At 39.1% G+C, this 15833-nt stretch carries 20 protein-coding genes and 1 pseudogene; 5 read left to right on the top strand and 16 right to left on the bottom strand.

Annotated features, from left to right (window positions below; genetic code table 11):
• Nucleotides 1–111: 111 nt before the first annotated feature.
• The gene (locus tag NSQ64_RS01625; RefSeq protein WP_341014712.1) at nt 112–1239 is read right to left on the bottom strand and encodes a DUF418 domain-containing protein; all 1128 of its coding nucleotides are present in this window, start codon (nt 1237–1239) and stop codon (nt 112–114) included.
• Nucleotides 1240–1632: 393 nt separating this feature from the next.
• On the opposite strand from NSQ64_RS01625, the gene NSQ64_RS01620 reads away from it, so the two are divergent.
• Both NSQ64_RS01620 and NSQ64_RS01615 read left to right on the top strand, forming a co-directional pair.
• On the top strand, nt 1633–1782 hold the full coding sequence (locus tag NSQ64_RS01620; RefSeq protein ID WP_035390638.1) for an aureocin A53 family class IId bacteriocin: 150 nt from the start codon (nt 1633–1635) through the stop codon (nt 1780–1782).
• Nucleotides 1783–1845: 63 nt separating this feature from the next.
• Nucleotides 1846–1974, top strand: a pseudogene (locus NSQ64_RS01615) (aureocin A53 family class IId bacteriocin); the annotation flags it as partial.
• A 102-nt stretch (nt 1975–2076) separates the two neighbouring features.
• Here the strand turns inward: NSQ64_RS01615 and NSQ64_RS01610 are convergent.
• Both NSQ64_RS01610 and NSQ64_RS01605 read right to left on the bottom strand, forming a co-directional pair.
• Nucleotides 2077–2370: a hypothetical protein gene (locus tag NSQ64_RS01610; RefSeq protein WP_100325758.1), complete on the bottom strand. Its 294-nt coding sequence runs from the start codon at nt 2368–2370 to the stop codon at nt 2077–2079.
• Complete coding sequence (locus NSQ64_RS01605) at nt 2371–2667, bottom strand: DUF2089 family protein (RefSeq protein WP_081123900.1); 297 nt, start codon at nt 2665–2667, stop codon at nt 2371–2373.
• A gap of 190 nt (nt 2668–2857) precedes the next feature.
• On the opposite strand from NSQ64_RS01605, the gene NSQ64_RS01600 reads away from it, so the two are divergent.
• The 3 genes from NSQ64_RS01600 to NSQ64_RS01590 are packed head-to-tail and all read left to right on the top strand — an operon-like array spanning nt 2858 to nt 4909.
• Nucleotides 2858–3286, top strand: coding sequence for a DUF4064 domain-containing protein (locus NSQ64_RS01600; RefSeq protein WP_268382770.1), 429 nt, complete (start codon nt 2858–2860; stop codon nt 3284–3286).
• 13 nt (nt 3287–3299) lie between these two features.
• Complete coding sequence (locus NSQ64_RS01595) at nt 3300–3989, top strand: ABC transporter permease subunit (protein WP_268382772.1); 690 nt, start codon at nt 3300–3302, stop codon at nt 3987–3989.
• Nucleotides 3989–4909 (top strand): ABC transporter ATP-binding protein, encoded by a 921-nt coding sequence (locus NSQ64_RS01590; RefSeq protein WP_017358890.1) that lies wholly within the window; start codon nt 3989–3991, stop codon nt 4907–4909. The genes NSQ64_RS01595 and NSQ64_RS01590 overlap by 1 nt, the downstream gene beginning before the upstream one ends.
• Before the next feature lie 245 nt (nt 4910–5154).
• Here the strand turns inward: NSQ64_RS01590 and NSQ64_RS01585 are convergent, their stop codons facing one another.
• The 13 genes from NSQ64_RS01585 to NSQ64_RS01525 form a co-directional block, all read right to left on the bottom strand.
• Nucleotides 5155–5349: a hypothetical protein gene (locus tag NSQ64_RS01585; protein WP_017358887.1), complete on the bottom strand. Its 195-nt coding sequence runs from the start codon at nt 5347–5349 to the stop codon at nt 5155–5157.
• Nucleotides 5350–5386: 37 nt separating this feature from the next.
• On the bottom strand, nt 5387–5794 hold the full coding sequence (locus tag NSQ64_RS01580; RefSeq protein WP_341014705.1) for a TlpA family protein disulfide reductase: 408 nt from the start codon (nt 5792–5794) through the stop codon (nt 5387–5389).
• Nucleotides 5794–6309, bottom strand: a complete 516-nt coding sequence (locus NSQ64_RS01575; RefSeq protein ID WP_341014703.1) for a HEAT repeat domain-containing protein — start codon at nt 6307–6309, stop codon at nt 5794–5796. The genes NSQ64_RS01580 and NSQ64_RS01575 overlap by 1 nt, the downstream gene beginning before the upstream one ends.
• A gap of 18 nt (nt 6310–6327) precedes the next feature.
• Nucleotides 6328–7749 carry a sporulation killing factor system integral membrane protein gene (gene skfF, locus NSQ64_RS01570; RefSeq protein ID WP_341014701.1) on the bottom strand — a complete coding sequence of 474 codons (1422 nt, stop codon included), beginning with the start codon at nt 7747–7749 and terminating at the stop codon, nt 6328–6330.
• Nucleotides 7742–8464, bottom strand: coding sequence for an ABC transporter ATP-binding protein (locus NSQ64_RS01565; protein ID WP_056703649.1), 723 nt, complete (start codon nt 8462–8464; stop codon nt 7742–7744). Before NSQ64_RS01565 ends, skfF begins: the two co-directional genes overlap by 8 nt.
• Nucleotides 8465–8681: 217 nt before the next feature.
• Nucleotides 8682–9080 (bottom strand): RidA family protein, encoded by a 399-nt coding sequence (locus NSQ64_RS01560; protein WP_340958678.1) that lies wholly within the window; start codon nt 9078–9080, stop codon nt 8682–8684.
• Nucleotides 9081–9206: 126 nt separating this feature from the next.
• Complete coding sequence (locus tag NSQ64_RS01555) at nt 9207–9719, bottom strand: PadR family transcriptional regulator (protein ID WP_341014698.1); 513 nt, start codon at nt 9717–9719, stop codon at nt 9207–9209.
• Nucleotides 9720–9724: 5 nt separating this feature from the next.
• Nucleotides 9725–12190 (bottom strand): FtsX-like permease family protein, encoded by a 2466-nt coding sequence (locus tag NSQ64_RS01550; protein WP_341014695.1) that lies wholly within the window; start codon nt 12188–12190, stop codon nt 9725–9727.
• Complete coding sequence (locus tag NSQ64_RS01545; RefSeq protein ID WP_341014693.1) at nt 12159–12878, bottom strand: ABC transporter ATP-binding protein; 720 nt, start codon at nt 12876–12878, stop codon at nt 12159–12161. Before NSQ64_RS01545 ends, NSQ64_RS01550 begins: the two co-directional genes overlap by 32 nt.
• 155 nt (nt 12879–13033) lie before the next feature.
• Complete coding sequence (locus NSQ64_RS01540) at nt 13034–13798, bottom strand: ABC transporter permease (protein WP_341014690.1); 765 nt, start codon at nt 13796–13798, stop codon at nt 13034–13036.
• A complete protein-coding gene (locus tag NSQ64_RS01535) occupies nt 13795–14712 on the bottom strand; it encodes an ABC transporter ATP-binding protein (protein ID WP_341014689.1) in 918 nt (305 codons plus the stop codon). The genes NSQ64_RS01540 and NSQ64_RS01535 overlap by 4 nt, the downstream gene beginning before the upstream one ends.
• A gap of 14 nt (nt 14713–14726) precedes the next feature.
• On the bottom strand, nt 14727–14918 hold the full coding sequence (locus NSQ64_RS01530; protein WP_003217265.1) for a PLD nuclease N-terminal domain-containing protein: 192 nt from the start codon (nt 14916–14918) through the stop codon (nt 14727–14729).
• 160 nt (nt 14919–15078) lie between these two features.
• Complete coding sequence (locus NSQ64_RS01525; protein ID WP_341014687.1) at nt 15079–15435, bottom strand: DUF2200 domain-containing protein; 357 nt, start codon at nt 15433–15435, stop codon at nt 15079–15081.
• Nucleotides 15436–15833: the final 398 nt, after the last annotated feature.

Raw genomic sequence — 15833 nt, 5'->3', positions numbered from 1 at the left:
CATTATATACACACTGAAAAAATATTCAACTCCTTTTATTAACTTTTTTGAATGCGATCCAACTAAAAAACCGCACAGCTCTTCAGCCATACGGTTCCTCAACAAATCAATTTATCTCCAATATACCCATTTTCCCATAAGCCATTCCACAGGCCCTCTTCTCCACTTTTTCAAATAGAGATAGCTGATGAACAGCTGAGCTGTGTAAAGTCCAACAGCAAGTAGCAGTCCAAACATTGAGCCCATTTGTCCGAATAACCCAAGTCCGTAAGAATAGAAAATCGTTGTACAAATAATAGATTGAGCCAAATAGTTTGATAAAGACAATCGACCCAGTCCTGCAAGCAGACGTTTCAACCCTTGTGCAGCATTTGAATAGTAGAAGACAATAAAAGCTTGAATATAACCGATCGTCAGGACATAGGCTCCTAACGTCAACACCATTTCGCTCCAAGGAGCATCACTGAACGTTGCACATTTTAAAGCGAGCCCGATGATAATCATCCAAACCCAGCCTTTACGATAAGCCATGCCTCGATCTACTTCTGTCAAATGACCTTTTTTCCCGATCGCCATGCCAAGCAGTGCAAATGGCCCCACCATGATCGTACCGAATAGAAAACCCAAGATCGGCATCATCGTAATGGTCACGATCGCCATAATAATGGTCACAATCATCATATCGTCTTCAATCGTCACCCGGCTCAATAAAATATCACCGTATGCACCCTTCGCATACACATCAGTTAACAAATCATCATTTCCATAAACAAAGGTCATCAGATATGGTAAAACCACTAATGACAAAGCACCTAACACACCTGACCAAATCAGCATTGTTTTGATCCGGCTGCTTAAAAACATCATCAAGAAAAACGTACATGCTCCATAATATAAGAGAATATCACCATTCCAAATGAATATGTAATGCAACATCCCAAGCACAATAAGACCAAAGCCGCGGCGGACGACGATGGCATTCGTATTCAGCCCCTTGGCCTTTGTAGATTCAATCAGTTTGATAAAAGAATACCCAAACAAAAAGGAGAAAATCGGATAAAATGACCCCTGGAACAAGATTTCCGTCACATATACCCCAAACTCCTGTCCCCATATGCTCGGATCAAACATCTTCTCAAAATCATAATCATATTGAAAATTAAGCATATTCACAATCAAAATACCTAATAAACTAAAACCACGTAAACTATCAATAAACTCAACCCTAGATCCCTTCAACACGACAGCTCCTTCGGAAAATATAAATACAACCATACAATATAATAACCCATATATGTAAAAAGAGGGTATAAAATCCCCAAAAGTTATAAACTATCTAAAATTGTACTTAACAATAAGACAAGTAAGATTAGTGAAATAATCATACTCTTAAAAACAAAACTTAATTTATACATCATTTAACTAATATAATTATCTTTATATATACTTTATTCGCCCCACTACAAAACAAAGACTTATTTACTACATGAAAATGAAATTCAATAAAAAACCCGAAAAATATAGTTCATAAAATTCAATTTAATGTAAAATATGAAAAAATATGAAAAATTGTTTTATTTAGGATTATTTTGATTTGATATTTAATACACAAATTAACAGGGGGTGAAAAGAATGGTAGCTTTCTTGAGGCTTGTTGCTCAACTTGGTACTAAAGCAGCTAAATGGGCTTGGGACAACAAATCAACTGTTATCAACTGGATCAAAAATGGTGCAACGTTCCAATGGATCAGTGATAAAATTGACAGCATCATCAACGGCTAATTCTGAAATACCTTTTAAAGTAGTTTGGTGGAGGTGAAATAATGGTAGCTTTTCTTAAGACTTGTTGCTCAACTAGGCGCTAAAGCAGCTAAATGGGCTTGGGCTAACAAATCAACTGTTATCAACTGGATCAAGAACGGTGCAACGTTCCAATGGTTCAGCGATAAAATTGACAGCATCATCAATGGCTAGTTGTTCGTTAGCCCAATAGGGATAGTGTAAACACTCTATCCCTATTGTTTTATTATAGCCAAAAATCAAACATTTAAAACCTAAAAATCATAATTTTTGTGATTATTTTTTTATAGTGATGTCTTGTGTTTTCATCTTTTCAATTTCTTTGACTCTTTTTTTGTGGAGCATTCTACGACCGCGGTTCCACTCTTCAATTAAAAGAGCTAATCCAACTAGCGCGATAATAAGAAAACCTATATTATTACTTACTTTATTTTCTAAATAAAACCATGACATTCCAGCGATAAAGACGATCGGGATTAAAGCTCCCCACAAAAGGTTGTTTCTTGTTGAAAGGAAATACTGAACTGCGAAAACGACAACTACTAAAATAAAATACATTAATTCATTCATTTAATCTTCATCCCTTTCTGCTTTATATTTTTCAATAATGTTTTTGGCAACTTCTAAACTAATTTTTTCCTCAATCGCGAGTTTCTTTACATATTTAATTAGAGTTTCTTGCTCTAAAGTTTCATTTAATCTAATCAATTGAATGATTCTGTCTAATCGGGTTCTAACTGTTGGATAAGAAACATCATAATCTTTTGCCATTTGTTTTAATGAACCTGAACTAAGTATAAATTTTCTTATAAATTCTCTGTCCTCAGAATCTACAGATAAAATCCATGTTGGAATATCTTTCTCCATATACCAGCCACCCCGCTTTTTTATTATTATAACACAGAAAGAATAAATGTAATCAAAAAATAAATAAAAAAATGAATAATGTTTATTTTTTTTAAACTTTTTTAAAATTTATGTGGAAAAGTCTATCCAAAATATGTTATTGTAAGTTTAGGTTATTTAACCAATAAATTGTATTTTGTGGAGGTTAAGCATGAAACGTACTTTAGAAAAGACTTTTACTATTATAGGTGTTATTTTATTCACTGCCTTACTTATTGGGAGCTTTATGTTTTATGAAGGAACAAAAAATAACAATGATACTAACAAACTAATCCAAGACTTTATTGATGAAGAAAACGTACAAGATATCACACCGGAACAAGTAATTAACATTCTTTCCAATGGTTCTTTATATATGATTGCAATAACGATATTGTGCATACTAGCAGGAATTTTTTCATTAATATTATTAAAAAACAGAGCACGCTCTGCCGGTATTCTATTAATAACTACCTCTATTTTAGGCTCCTTATTAACAATCTTTTTAGGCATACTTGGCGGCATTGCGTATCTAATTGCTGGAATTACTATAATTGTGAAAGATAAAAAAGCAAGAAACGGGACAGATCAGTCATTCTAAAAGAGGTGAAACTATGTTTGCAATTGGTTTGAATGAATTCAAAGCACTGTTTAAAAGTATACGCTCTATCCTAATTATTATTGTCCTAATTGGAATTACAACCGGTACGGCAAAAATCCTTAGCCAATTTAGTGACCAATTGAAATCTTTAGGTCTAGGTGATAATGCATATGTGGGTGGATTAATGGTATTACTTTTCATTGCTGCCCCACTATTTGTCACCAGTCTAGCCCATAATGTAATCAATAAAGAGGTATACTCTCGTACTGTTCGATTTTTAGTGACGAAAACATCTAGAAATAACATATTATTAGGAAAGTTTTTAGGTAATCTTCTTTTTTGGATTGTATGTTTAACAATTTCCTTAATATTAATTATCCCGTTTTCAAACACTTTTTATTTTCTAGAATTAATACAATGTATTGTATTTATTTCTTACTTCTTAGGGTTAACTCTATTACTATCCACTATCATTTCAAACCCTTCTATTACAATGTTTCTAGGTATTACATTGTCGATTATTTTACCTGTTATCGGTATGATTAGCATTGGGTCAAATAATATTATCATTAAAATGATTAGTTATATCACACCCTATTATTATTTCACTCAAGAGCAGACTGCTTTTACATATATAGTCATCCTTTTCCCAATTTTGTTTTTAACCGTAAGTTTAATGCTTTTTAGAAAGAGGGATTTATAGTGTATGCACTCAAAACGACCAATCTAACAAAGAGATATGGAAATAAAATTGTTGTTGATAAAATGAACTTATCAATCGATAAAGGCACAATATTTGGTTTTCTAGGAAAGAATGGTGCCGGTAAATCAACATTTATAAATATGATTACAGGTATAATTGAACCAACTGAAGGACTTTATGAAGTATTGGGCTATAAAAAGAATCAACAAAAATCAATCTGGGGTAAAATAGGGGTTCTCCCTGACTATTCTACATTCTATGAAAATATGACCGCACTAGATCATTTGAAATACTTTAGTCAAATATTGAAATTAGATTTAAAACAAGAAGATTTAATTGAACTTCTAGATAAAGTTGAGTTAAAAGATGCAGCTAAGTTAAAGACTAAAAATTTTTCATTTGGAATGAAAAAAAAACTAGGGATCGCCCAAGCATTATTAAATAAACCTGATTTAATTTTTTTAGATGAACCGACTTCAGGGGTAGATGCAAATTCAGTATTAAATATCCATTCTATTATTAAAGAAATCGCCACAAACGGTACTACCGTATTTCTAACCTCACACAATTTAGATGAAGTTGAGAAATTATGTGATGAAGTTGCTATTATGAACAAAGGTGTCATTCAAATTAAAGGAAGTATGAAAGAGTTAAGAACAGCATACAAAAAGAATATGACCGTTTATATAAAGCATAGTGTTGCTTCAATTGCACAGATTGAGTCATTAAAAGTAGACCTTAAGAGTCTTTCTATAAAAAGTGAAATCAGTGAACTATCATCTCAAATAACCATTGAAGATGAATCATCTATACCATTAATCAACAAGCTTTTTATTTCTAAAAACATTGATGTATTTAGAATAGAAGTCGATGAGCCATCATTAGAAGAAATATTTCTTAATATTGGAGATAATAATTAAGAATCCTATAAAAAGTAGATTTAGTATCCAAGTGGTACTAAATCTACAAAGGATAAGGAAGATTATATTTGTATCAATTGAAGGAGCCCTCAAAAAATTATTATGATTGGTATTCAAAAGGAATAGCAGAGCAAACTTCTATCAACATACCTAATGATCATTGTTCAGAAACCAACATAATTTAAATCTAATTCAGGCACTGACTTAAGTTGAAACTTTGATTACGTAAAAAAGGGCTAAACATTTTAGCCCTTACCTTTTTCATCCTTCCAAAGCACACGCTTCACATAAAACAAAATCCCCAATCCAAACAAAATCAACGGCAACTCCCAGTCTGCAGAAATCGGCAGCCATTTCAACATCATGAGAATCAGCAAAACAGCTCCCACACCTGCATAAAAGACCACCGTTTTTTTCAATTCTTGGTTTGATTGAAACAAAACGCTCTCCTCCATAACTCTAATTATGATCGTTTTTCTAGTTTTTCAACATCTTTTCCCAGCCGGTATCTCCCATTTTCCGATCAATTAATTGCCCCTCTTTATCTATGAGGCAAAAACTTGGCAATCCTTGAATTTTATATTTTGTGACAATCTCATAATCTTGATCCCACATAATGGGATCAATGAGATTCTTTTCCTCCGCATATTTCGAAACAACCTCTATCGATTTTTCTTCTTCCGTATATGGAACATGGACACAGGTTAAATGGATACTCAACTGATCCACACTATGTAGAATGTGGTCGGTTAATTCTTCACAATGCGGACAGTTAACTGACCAAAAATAAAGAAGCTGAGTATGTTCTTCAGGTAAACACCGCTGATGTGAAGAATGAATCCAAGGAAGGTGCTCAGGCCATTTAAGAAGTATTTGCGTTTCCACTACTCATCCCCCTTTTCTTTTAATTGAAAAGCGATGATTTTTCCTAGTGCCTCTTCTGCGGCAAAAGGGGCCACATTTCCTGATGGATTCTCTTGTTCCTGTTTTAGGCACTCGTACATATTTTTTTCGATTTTTGATGGGTCAATCCAAGAGATACACCACGACGCCCAAAAACAAGTAGGACCCTTATAGCGTTTTGCCAAAGGCAGAAGAAATGGCAAACTAGGCTGACCAATTCTCATGAGTGAGATCGCAGCCGCCATTCTTGTCTCCTCTTCTTCACTTTCTAACAGTTTGGCAAGAGCTTCTGCTGCGTCCCCTGCATCTGCTCCAAATTCACCAAGAACCGCTGCTGCAATATTCCGCAAAGAACCCTCTTCTTTTAAGGCTTCAACAAGCACTGGCACTGCCTCTTTTCCTGATTTCCTTAACTCCCCCATGGCTTGAACGATCGTTACTTCATTGGTATTGACTAAACGTTGAACCGATTGGGATAGCTTATCTTCTAGTTTCATGACAATCAACTCCTCTTTTTAATGAGTCCCACGGCATCGATAACACATCACATAACATACACATCCAGCAAATACACATGTCATCGTTGTAAACCAGCCATTAGTGAACAGATGAATCCCAATGATGACCGCAGCACTTATGACAGATCCGATGAGCAATGATCGATAATAGATGCCCAAAGAAAGACTCGCTTCTCGTCTCAAAGGCTGCGTAAAGGCAAAGAGCCGTATGGTCAAAAACCAAATATAAACCCCTACCCCATAAATGGCCCAATACAATACATCATGAATCTCTAACAAGATAAGAGAAATCAAGTAGACACCATACAACCAAAAGGTTTGAAACACTTCCAATAGAAGAATCTTTTGATATAAAGCACCTGGAAAAAGATACAGTACTCCCGTTTGCCCGTGTCTTACAATCCCAGCGTAATATGAACTGAGCAGGACAGATGCACCAATGACCAGAAAGAATAGAGTCAACCAATCTGAAAAATAAGAACTGACGACATAGTAAGTACCGATCAACAGCATGGTAGATAACAGGTGGAAGGTAGCATACTTTTTGATCATCAATATTTCTAGCCAAAGGAAAGCCCAGATGCCCGTTAATGATGAAAGCCCCCACCACGTCTTGCTTTTCTTTGGACTTATTGGATTTGCATGAACCTGTTTCCCCTCAAATTCCTCCCAAAATGCCGCCTCTTTGACTAACGACTCCATCATCTCTATACGATGACTCGACCTGTACATCATCATGAAAGATAGAATCATCGCTCCAAGTAATATCAATACAGAAATGAATGAAAACTCCTCTATCATGCGTCCGACTTGATACATCAAAGAAGCAGATATCTCCATCATTGACGACTGTTTCAATATCAATTGATTCATAATAAGCAATGAAAGACAACCAAACATCAGTATAAAACCAATGAAGAGCACTCGCTTATATACTTGAATGGTTCTTGCACAAGATACCGCAATCATCCATGTTTCGATCATACATAACAGCGCTGTTAACAGGAGTGATTTACCAAGTAGAAAAATGTACTGCTGCGTTAAACAAAGAAGGAGGATATCAGCCATCACAGCAGAAACAATGAGAAGAGCACATCGCCAAAAAATGTGATATACCCATACACTCATCACAACTGTCCATAAGGAAGCACCACTTCCATACAACCACATGATATCGTTCATCTGACTAGGCAGCCTATTCGAAAACAAGCCAAAGCCAGTATAAAGAACAAATAAAACGACAATGATCCATCCAGCTGTACTTGCATTCCAATCGCCCATACTTGAGACTGCGCTCAGCTGAAAACCGATGGCAGCCATCATAAGTAGCAAGATCAGAAAGGGCATTTTCTTTTCTTGATTTTTACTGATCAAGCGCCTTTGGGATTTCATCCATAAAAGGGAAAGTGTGTTATTCACTAGACCACTCCCCTAGGAGTTGAATGACTTCTGCCCGCCACTTCATTTGTTCTTCCTGCCGCTTAGGAACAGCGATACTTTTCATGATGGCACCATCTCGAATCAATATCACCCTGCTAGCCGTATCAAGAACAAACTCTAGACTATGAGTGGACACAAGAACCGAACCTCCTTGAAGGCTCTTCTGTATCAGCCAATCTGACAACCATTGTTTCGAAGGGATGTCTAACCCAACGGTCGGCTCATCTAAAATAAAAAGGGAGGCATCTTGCACAATGGCCCCTGCTAAGACGACACGCTGTTTTTGACCTCTTGAAAGCCTTCCGCACAATTCGTTCATCTTCATTTCGATATGTACTTCTTTCAACGCCTCAAATACCTTTTCTTTGATCTGTTTTAAACCTTTATGATAGCCCCTCGCACGGAATTGAACATGTTCAGCAACCGTTAAATCTGGGTACAAATATGGCTGATCTGGAATAAGAGCTACTTGTTTTTGGACATGGGAATGACCAGGAGGAAATCCCTCTATGAGTATTTCCCCTTGATCAGGTTGATAGAGACCTGTTAAACATCGAATGGTTGTCGTCTTCCCCGCACCATTAGGCCCAAGCAGCGCCACAACCTCCCCTGCTTCAATGGAAAATGAAAGACCCTCTATCCCATCACCATTGCTATATCGTTTGCTTACATTCTGAACCTCCATAACTGGCATCAAATCTCTCCCTTTTATTAGAGTGATGTATGCTGATCTATGGTGTTTTTACGGTGGAATGTAAATGTAATTAGACCCACTTATCATTTACCACAATATTACCATATGAGGTATAAAAGGGTAAGAGAATTATAATCATTTAAAATACTAAAAGATAACAAAACAAAAAAGATTGGGCATCAATCATCCCAACCTTTTATCTATTAAATAAACCAATTCAAACCGAATCCATATCCCGACAAGCCCAAGCATCCACCTCGACCTTTAAAGCAGGTGAAGCCAAAGCCACCACATAAATCATCGTCATACAAGGCAGGTGGTCTCCTAAAAACTGACCCATGATTCGTTTTCTACTCTCAGCATCAAACTCACCTACCAAATAAAACACAAGCTTTGTTATATCTTCTACTTTCATATCTGCCGCTTCTACATTGCGTTTTACATTCTCTAACGCTAGCTCGAGCTGTTCCATCGGGCTCGCTGGGATAGTCCCATCGACTTCCATCCCCACTTGTCCTGATAAGGTTAACCAACGCTGCGGTCCTGTTGTCTCTATTTGATGGATGTACGGTGCAACTGGCGCGTGAATGTTCTCAGGATTACGTGATGTTTTCATTGATCAAACCCCTTTTCTGAAAATACAATCAATTTACACCTATCATACCAAACTTTCTTCCCTTCCTATCTGCGTATGCTCCGAACGAAGCCAAAAAAAAGACCTTTCTTCAAAAGAAAGACCTCTCTAAAATGATGCTCCGCTCCGATGCTCAATTTGATGAATCCAATTCAAATCCGCCTCTAAATGAAGCAGCGTGCCAGAAATCAATAAGTACCGACTCTCATCACCTTGCACAAGACATTCCGTTTTCAGCTTCGTGAGTTCCATCACATCTTTCATGATGACGGCTTTCTGCTGCTGAAGCATTTGTTTTTCTTGATGAAATCTGATTTTCCGTGCACAGCCCCATTTAAAGTGAAAATCATCCTTTGCAGCATGATATGGAACAGGTGCCAACAGCCATGATTCCAGCTCTTGTCTGCCTTGTTCCGTCACGTCGTACAGCTTTCGATCTTGGTCATCTATTCCCACTGCTGTCACCAATTGATCACGAATTAACCGATCAAGCGTCGTGTAGATTTGACCCGGGTTGATTTTTCCTTTTATTCCGAGCAATGACTCTAGCTCTAGCTTTAATTCATATCCATGATGTTGCTGCTGACAGAGCGATGTTAAAATTCCGTATTTCACTGACATATGATTTAACCTTCTTTGAGAGATGATATCATCTCTATTTTACTCGCTGTCGCACTAGAAATCCACGAAGCCGCTAAACTGAGTGCAATTCCTGCGATCACTGCCAGCAGTAGATGCACAAGCGGCAATTGGAATGAAACAAATCCACCGAGCCAATCAGATTGGCTTGAGACATATAGAAGAATCACACCAAATAAAATGCCGCCAATCACACCTGATAACCCAATGAGCACACCTTCTCCGACGATCATTTTTCTCACCTGCTGCTTTGTCAGCCCAAGCGCCCGCATGGTGCCAATCTCAGATGTACGTTCAAGCGTATTCATCAGCAGTGTATTGGCTGTTCCAATGCTCGCGAGCCCCATAATGAAAATGAGCATCATAGAAATTAACTCGTTCATACCAGTTAAAGCCGATGTCGTTGATTCAATCTCATCCTCTACTGTTTTCACCTTTGAAAGCCGCTGCCCAAAGTCTTCCCATAGCTGATCTCGTAAAGACTCGCCGGCACCTTTGTCTTTTAACGTAAGCAAGATATCAAGAGGCTGTGTCCACCCTAAATCCTCTTGTAAAAATGTCTGATCGACAAATGCCACATAACCTGAATGATGAGAAGTCTTGACCACATCAATGACTTGTAACTGCTGCCGGCCAGAAGGTGCATTGAGATACACACTCTCTCCAATACGCCCACCCCATTCATCAAACGCACGCTCTCCTAACACGATAGAAGGCGTTTCTGATAATCGTTGATACAAATCGCCTTTATTGTCATCTTCTATAAAAGACGGTCCCTTTTCCTCTACGCCGATCAGAGAAAATTGTCTTTTCTCTCCATCAGCCGTTTCCCATGTCAAAGGAGCCGCTTCCATCATCGGTTCCACCCGCTCAACAGCCTCATAGGATGACAGCTTTTCTTGATCCGCTTTCGTCCATGGGGCTTCAGAAGTAACCCTGAGATCGCCTCCATACGTTTGACGAATCTCTTTTTCGTAGCCATCTGGAGCCGATTCAATGACCGCACTTAAAAGCAAGATCACAGCAATCCCAACAGCTAGAATCGCCGCCGTATTAGCATTTCGATTCAGTTGCTGCGTGACATGCTGCGCTGATAGATGACCTGGATAGCCAAAAACAAGCTTCAAAAGGGGCGCCAACAACCGGTTCAAAAAGAGCAGGAAAAATGGGAATAACAGAACCATGCTGGCTAAAATGGCAAGATAAGCAGCCGGATGATCCACCCATACAAATGAAAGCAAGCCTATCCCTATCGCCGCTCTAATGACCGATTGTTTCTTCGGTGCAGAAGTTTGGGTGGTGGATTTTAAAGTCAGCAGCACAGACGTTTTCCCTGCATGATAGATCGGAAATAACGAAAACAGCACAGGGAACACAATACCAATGATCACTGCTATTACAACAGGCACTTGCCAATCTAACGAATACACCATATCAAAAGCAAACACACCAAGCAGTGTTTGCATGAACACATCCCCAAGCCAAACGCCAATCGGCACCCCAATGACGGTTCCAATACATGCCAAGATCAAAACCTCAATTAACATCAGCTTAGAAACAGAGCCCTGTGTATAACCGAAGCTCTTCATGATCGCAAATTCTTTTTTTCGTTCCATCACACTCGTATAAATCATATTAAACACGATAAAACCGCTCATAAACATCGACAGCCCTGCGATGAGGTAAAAGAACGTGTACAACCCGCCAATGTCATTACTTTGCCGGTCATCCGCCACCACAGGCTGGACAAAAACATCGGCATCCTTGAACTCTTTCTGTAAAGAGTGAAAGAGCTGTTCCCCGCCTTCATTTGTCTGAAATCTCATATAAGAAAGCTGATCATCCATTCCCGTCCAGTCTCTCAATAAATCAAGCGGCGCCATCACACGAAAGCTCGATGATTCTGCACCCTCCCAGTCACTTGGACTTGAAAGCAGCTGTGTATATTCCACAATGGCAGATACCTTCGCTTCGCCCAAATCAGAAAAACGAATGGTATCTCCCACTTTTTTATTCAGCAGCTTCGCCACAACATCTGGAATGACCAACCCCTGATTATCCAAACGCCCTTCAATCACCGGCAGCTTCAGTAAAGAGCTCGTTTGATCTTGCACCCCGGTAATGCGCACCGCCCGTTGGTTAAGAGAGTGATCACCTTCTACCTCAAAAAACGTCTGTTTATCCAGCGCTAATAATGATCCTGTCACATCAGGATGCTTTAAAATGGAGGAGATCTGTTCCTCATCGTATGTATGATCATCACTCAACACCCAATAATCTGCATCAGCGACATACATTTGCTCATAGTAATGAAACACATCATTTGTCGTTCGATCAGCAATGAGCATCGACGTGACAAAAGCGATCCCCACCATGATGCCTAAGACAGAAATGGCGAACCGCTTTTTATGCTGAAGCATGTTACGCCATGAAATTCGCCACATACTGAGCATAATCATCATCCTTTCTAGAAATCACTTGATCAATGACACCGTCTTTAAAAAGGATGATTCGATCCGCAAACCCCGCTGCGAAAATATCATGCGTCACCATAATAATCGTCTGCTTGCTTTCTCGATTGAACTTGCACATTAACGCCAAAATATCCTCCGCTCTATGCCGGTCCAAGTTCCCCGTCGGCTCATCTGCTAACAGCACTGACGGCTGATTGACTAGAGCTCTTGCAATCGCTACACGCTGCTGCTGCCCGCCGCTCAGCAAACTAGCCCGTTTCCGTCCAAGTCCATTCAAGCCAACAGCCTCTAACAGCTCTACAACCGTCTGTTGATTCTCCTTTGTTAAACGTCCATCTGCATGCAGCGGAAACGCCACATTTTCTTCGACAGTTAATGTAGGCAGCAGCTGATAATTTTGAAACACAAACCCAATCTGTTTTCTGCGAAAAATCGTTCTCTCTTTCTCATTCATCTCACTTAACTGATGCTCATCTATCAAAATCTCTCCATCAGTAGGCAGATCAAGCCCGCCTAACAGCTGAAGTAATGTACTTTTTCCAGAACCACTCGGTCCCATCACCGCTACAAACTCCCCTTCTTCTACCGTCAAATCAACGCCACTCAGCACCTCAGTCCGTTCCTGACCTTGAATGAACTCCTTCTTCACATGCTTGATCTGAATCATCTGCAAACTCCTCCCATCCCTTTACGGAGTAATTATATACTAAGTATATATTATTTCAACATTTAAATCATGATAATATGTATTTATGTCTTATTTTTTACTTACTAAATATATAAAAACCCCTTTAGATTTTCATATCCAAAGGGTACACCATGCTATAATTCTTTTTTTCTAAAAAGAAACCATCCGATGAGAAAAAAGAAACCAATCAATACCGATACACCTAGAAAGCTTGTAAGTGCCTGATCCGAATAAGTCCCTCTATGAATCATCTCCTCAGCTGCACTTGTGACGCCTTTAGGTGCAAACTTCCCTAATGTGTCCTCATAAAACGAAGGAACGGTAAACAGGATGAGGTTGAACAAAAGAGAAACGCCGCCCGCAGTCACTGAGCGCTTAAAGAATGCCGATGCACAAATGGTTGACACCACAATAAGCAGTAGGTTTGGATAATACAAAAGCGTTCCTTTTAACACATCGCCCCAAGCCACATGCCCAAATTTAATGTCCACATAATATACGGAAGCAAGCACCGCCACTATCAAACTAAACAAAGTTAAACAGGCATAGGCGCATAGTTTCGAGACATAATAACTCATTCGACTGATCGGCTTCACCATAATCATGGCCGTCACACCAGAGGCACGCTCTCCAGCAATCGTCCCCATCACGATCATAATGAGGATAAACACGCCGAGCGAATCAAATTTACTCAATGCACTGGCTAAAGCTTCTCCAGCACTAGGCTCTGGTATATAAAATGTAGACCCTTCAGGTAAATTAGCCGATTTCGATAAAAGATCCGGCAGCATTTTGAGCGTAATAGGCTGCGTAATCATTAAAATCGTGAAAATGATCGGCACAAATAAGATTTTATAACTAGTGAATAACTCCCTAAATTCCTTTTTCAACATCATCATGCCGTCACAACCTTCATGAAAATATCTTCAAGCGTTAGCTTAGATAGTCGATATTGGAGAAGAACACCGCCAGCTTCAGTGATGAGACCCGGCAGCTCTCTCAATGCCATTTGTTGATCTTTCACTCGTACCTGATAAGTGCCTCCTGTCTCCATGCAATCCTCCACCCAATCCCGTTCTTTTAACAAAGCCACTAGTCTCGGATTCTGTTGTTCTAATTGAAACTCAATCACCGGCTGGATATAGTCTTCTTTGAGCTGTTCCATCGAAGAGGACATCTCAATTTCGCCGCTGTTGATCATGATAATATGATCCGCCACTCTTTCAATGTCATCTAAAATATGGGTCGACATAAAGATCAGCATCTCATGCTTTAGACGCTCAATCAAAGTCAGGACGTCTTTTCTCCCCATGGGATCAAGTGCAGATACAGGTCCATCCAAGATGAGAACCTTCGGGCTATTGATCAGTGCCTGTGCAATGGCAAGCCTCTGCTTCATGCCTCCACTATAGCTGCCAATAACGCGATCCTTCGCCTCATACACACGGCAAAGCTTCAACAGTTCCTCTGTTTTGGAACGAATGGTGTGTTTCTCTAAATGAAATAACCCGCCAACCCAATGCATCCATTCCTGCCCCGTCATATCCTGATAAAATGCAGGATGCTGCGGACAGTACCCAATCACCTGACTGATTTGATCCATGTCCTTTTCGACATCAAAACCTGCCACCTTCACAACGCCAGACGTAGGACGAGCCAGCCCCGTCAAAATCCGGATCGTCGTTGTCTTCCCCGCTCCATTGGCTCCTAAAAAGCCAACACATCCAACCTCCCCTACAGAAAACGAAACATCTTTTAACACTTCATGCCGTCCATACGATTTCGTCAGCCCGTGACACTCCAACATATTCAAGCGAATCCCCCCTACTAAGATTGTTTACGACCAAAAATGAAATACGCAATAGGACCAGCACTCGCCACAAACACAATCACCAAAGCCCAAACCCACTTCACTTCTCCCCTAATCCTCGATGGATCTCTTTTCAGCAAATCAAACAAACCAATCACCATTAAAATCGCTTGTAGCAAAATAAGAGGTAAAATCATCTTCATATCCATCCACGCCACTCCTTTTTCAAAAACCAATTTGTTTTGGTATTACTTCTTTTGACGACATGAAGAGAGAATTCGTTCAAATGGATTTTATTTTTATCAATCGAATGGTCTATAAATATAAAAAAGCCCAGTGAAGGTTATTCACTGGGCTTGATTGTGATGATCATGATGAATCTCGCAAAATCTTTTCCATCGCCTTTCCTTTCGCTAACTCATCAATCAGCTTATCTAGATATCGAATATTTTTCATGGGTTCTTCCTCAATGTCCTCTACCCGTACACCACAGATGACTCCTTTGATTAAACTGCGGGAAGGATGAAGCTCAGGAGCCTCAGCAAAAAAGGCTTCAACGTCTATCTGCTTGTCCAACTGTTGCTGTAACTCTGCTGGACTGTACCCCGTTAACCAACAAATAATCGTATCAACCTCAGCCTTCGTTCGACCTTTTCTCTCTGCTTTTGCGATATAGAGAGGATAGACTTTTGCGAAGCTCATTGTGTAGATTTTAGGTTTGGTCATGTATCTGCTCTCTTTCTTCGTTAAATATTTAAACTGTCACGCTTTCTCAAGGGGACGCTCCCTCATTATGCACTTAGTATAATGTGTTAAAAATACAACTTATAAACGATGATATATGCCTTTATTATTTCTTTCATCTTTTTTGAAAGCTCTATATTTAAGAAATTGAACGATACAAAATCCAAGGAATACACCAATTGGTCCTCCGCTCTAGACAGGACCACCAATTAAACAATAAGAAATGACAAACAATGCAATATAACCAATTATGAAAAAAACAATTCCCATTTTTCTTTTTTTACGTATCGAATAAAAATAATATTTCCCCCTAAGAATATTTATCATAATAGCAACATGGAAATAGTATCTATCAATCAAAGTTCAGCTTAGATCTTTCA

Source organism: Bacillus sp. FSL W8-0183, from assembly GCF_038006825.1.
Lineage (GTDB): Bacteria > Bacillota > Bacilli > Bacillales > Bacillaceae > Bacillus > Bacillus altitudinis.
This window is presented reverse-complemented; position numbering and strand designations above follow the sequence as displayed.

What these genes read in the sequence shown, in the direction of transcription:
- NSQ64_RS01620 (WP_035390638.1), top strand. Translation starts at nt 1,633, where the DNA reads ATGGTAGCTTTCTTGAGGCTTGTTGCTCAACTTGGTACTAAAGCAGCT.
- NSQ64_RS01610 (WP_100325758.1), bottom strand. Translation starts at nt 2,370, where the DNA reads ATGAATGAATTAATGTATTTTATTTTAGTAGTTGTCGTTTTCGCAGTT.
- NSQ64_RS01605 (WP_081123900.1), bottom strand. Translation starts at nt 2,667, where the DNA reads ATGGAGAAAGATATTCCAACATGGATTTTATCTGTAGATTCTGAGGAC.
- NSQ64_RS01600 (WP_268382770.1), top strand. Translation starts at nt 2,858, where the DNA reads ATGAAACGTACTTTAGAAAAGACTTTTACTATTATAGGTGTTATTTTA.
- NSQ64_RS01595 (WP_268382772.1), top strand. Translation starts at nt 3,300, where the DNA reads ATGTTTGCAATTGGTTTGAATGAATTCAAAGCACTGTTTAAAAGTATA.
- NSQ64_RS01575 (WP_341014703.1), bottom strand. Translation starts at nt 6,309, where the DNA reads ATGAAACTAGAAGATAAGCTATCCCAATCGGTTCAACGTTTAGTCAAT.
- NSQ64_RS01565 (WP_056703649.1), bottom strand. Translation starts at nt 8,464, where the DNA reads ATGCCAGTTATGGAGGTTCAGAATGTAAGCAAACGATATAGCAATGGT.
- NSQ64_RS01560 (WP_340958678.1), bottom strand. Translation starts at nt 9,080, where the DNA reads ATGAAAACATCACGTAATCCTGAGAACATTCACGCGCCAGTTGCACCG.
- NSQ64_RS01555 (WP_341014698.1), bottom strand. Translation starts at nt 9,719, where the DNA reads ATGTCAGTGAAATACGGAATTTTAACATCGCTCTGTCAGCAGCAACAT.
- NSQ64_RS01550 (WP_341014695.1), bottom strand. Translation starts at nt 12,190, where the DNA reads ATGCTCAGTATGTGGCGAATTTCATGGCGTAACATGCTTCAGCATAAA.
- NSQ64_RS01545 (WP_341014693.1), bottom strand. Translation starts at nt 12,878, where the DNA reads ATGATTCAGATCAAGCATGTGAAGAAGGAGTTCATTCAAGGTCAGGAA.
- NSQ64_RS01540 (WP_341014690.1), bottom strand. Translation starts at nt 13,798, where the DNA reads ATGATGATGTTGAAAAAGGAATTTAGGGAGTTATTCACTAGTTATAAA.
- NSQ64_RS01530 (WP_003217265.1), bottom strand. Translation starts at nt 14,918, where the DNA reads ATGGATATGAAGATGATTTTACCTCTTATTTTGCTACAAGCGATTTTA.
- NSQ64_RS01525 (WP_341014687.1), bottom strand. Translation starts at nt 15,435, where the DNA reads ATGACCAAACCTAAAATCTACACAATGAGCTTCGCAAAAGTCTATCCT.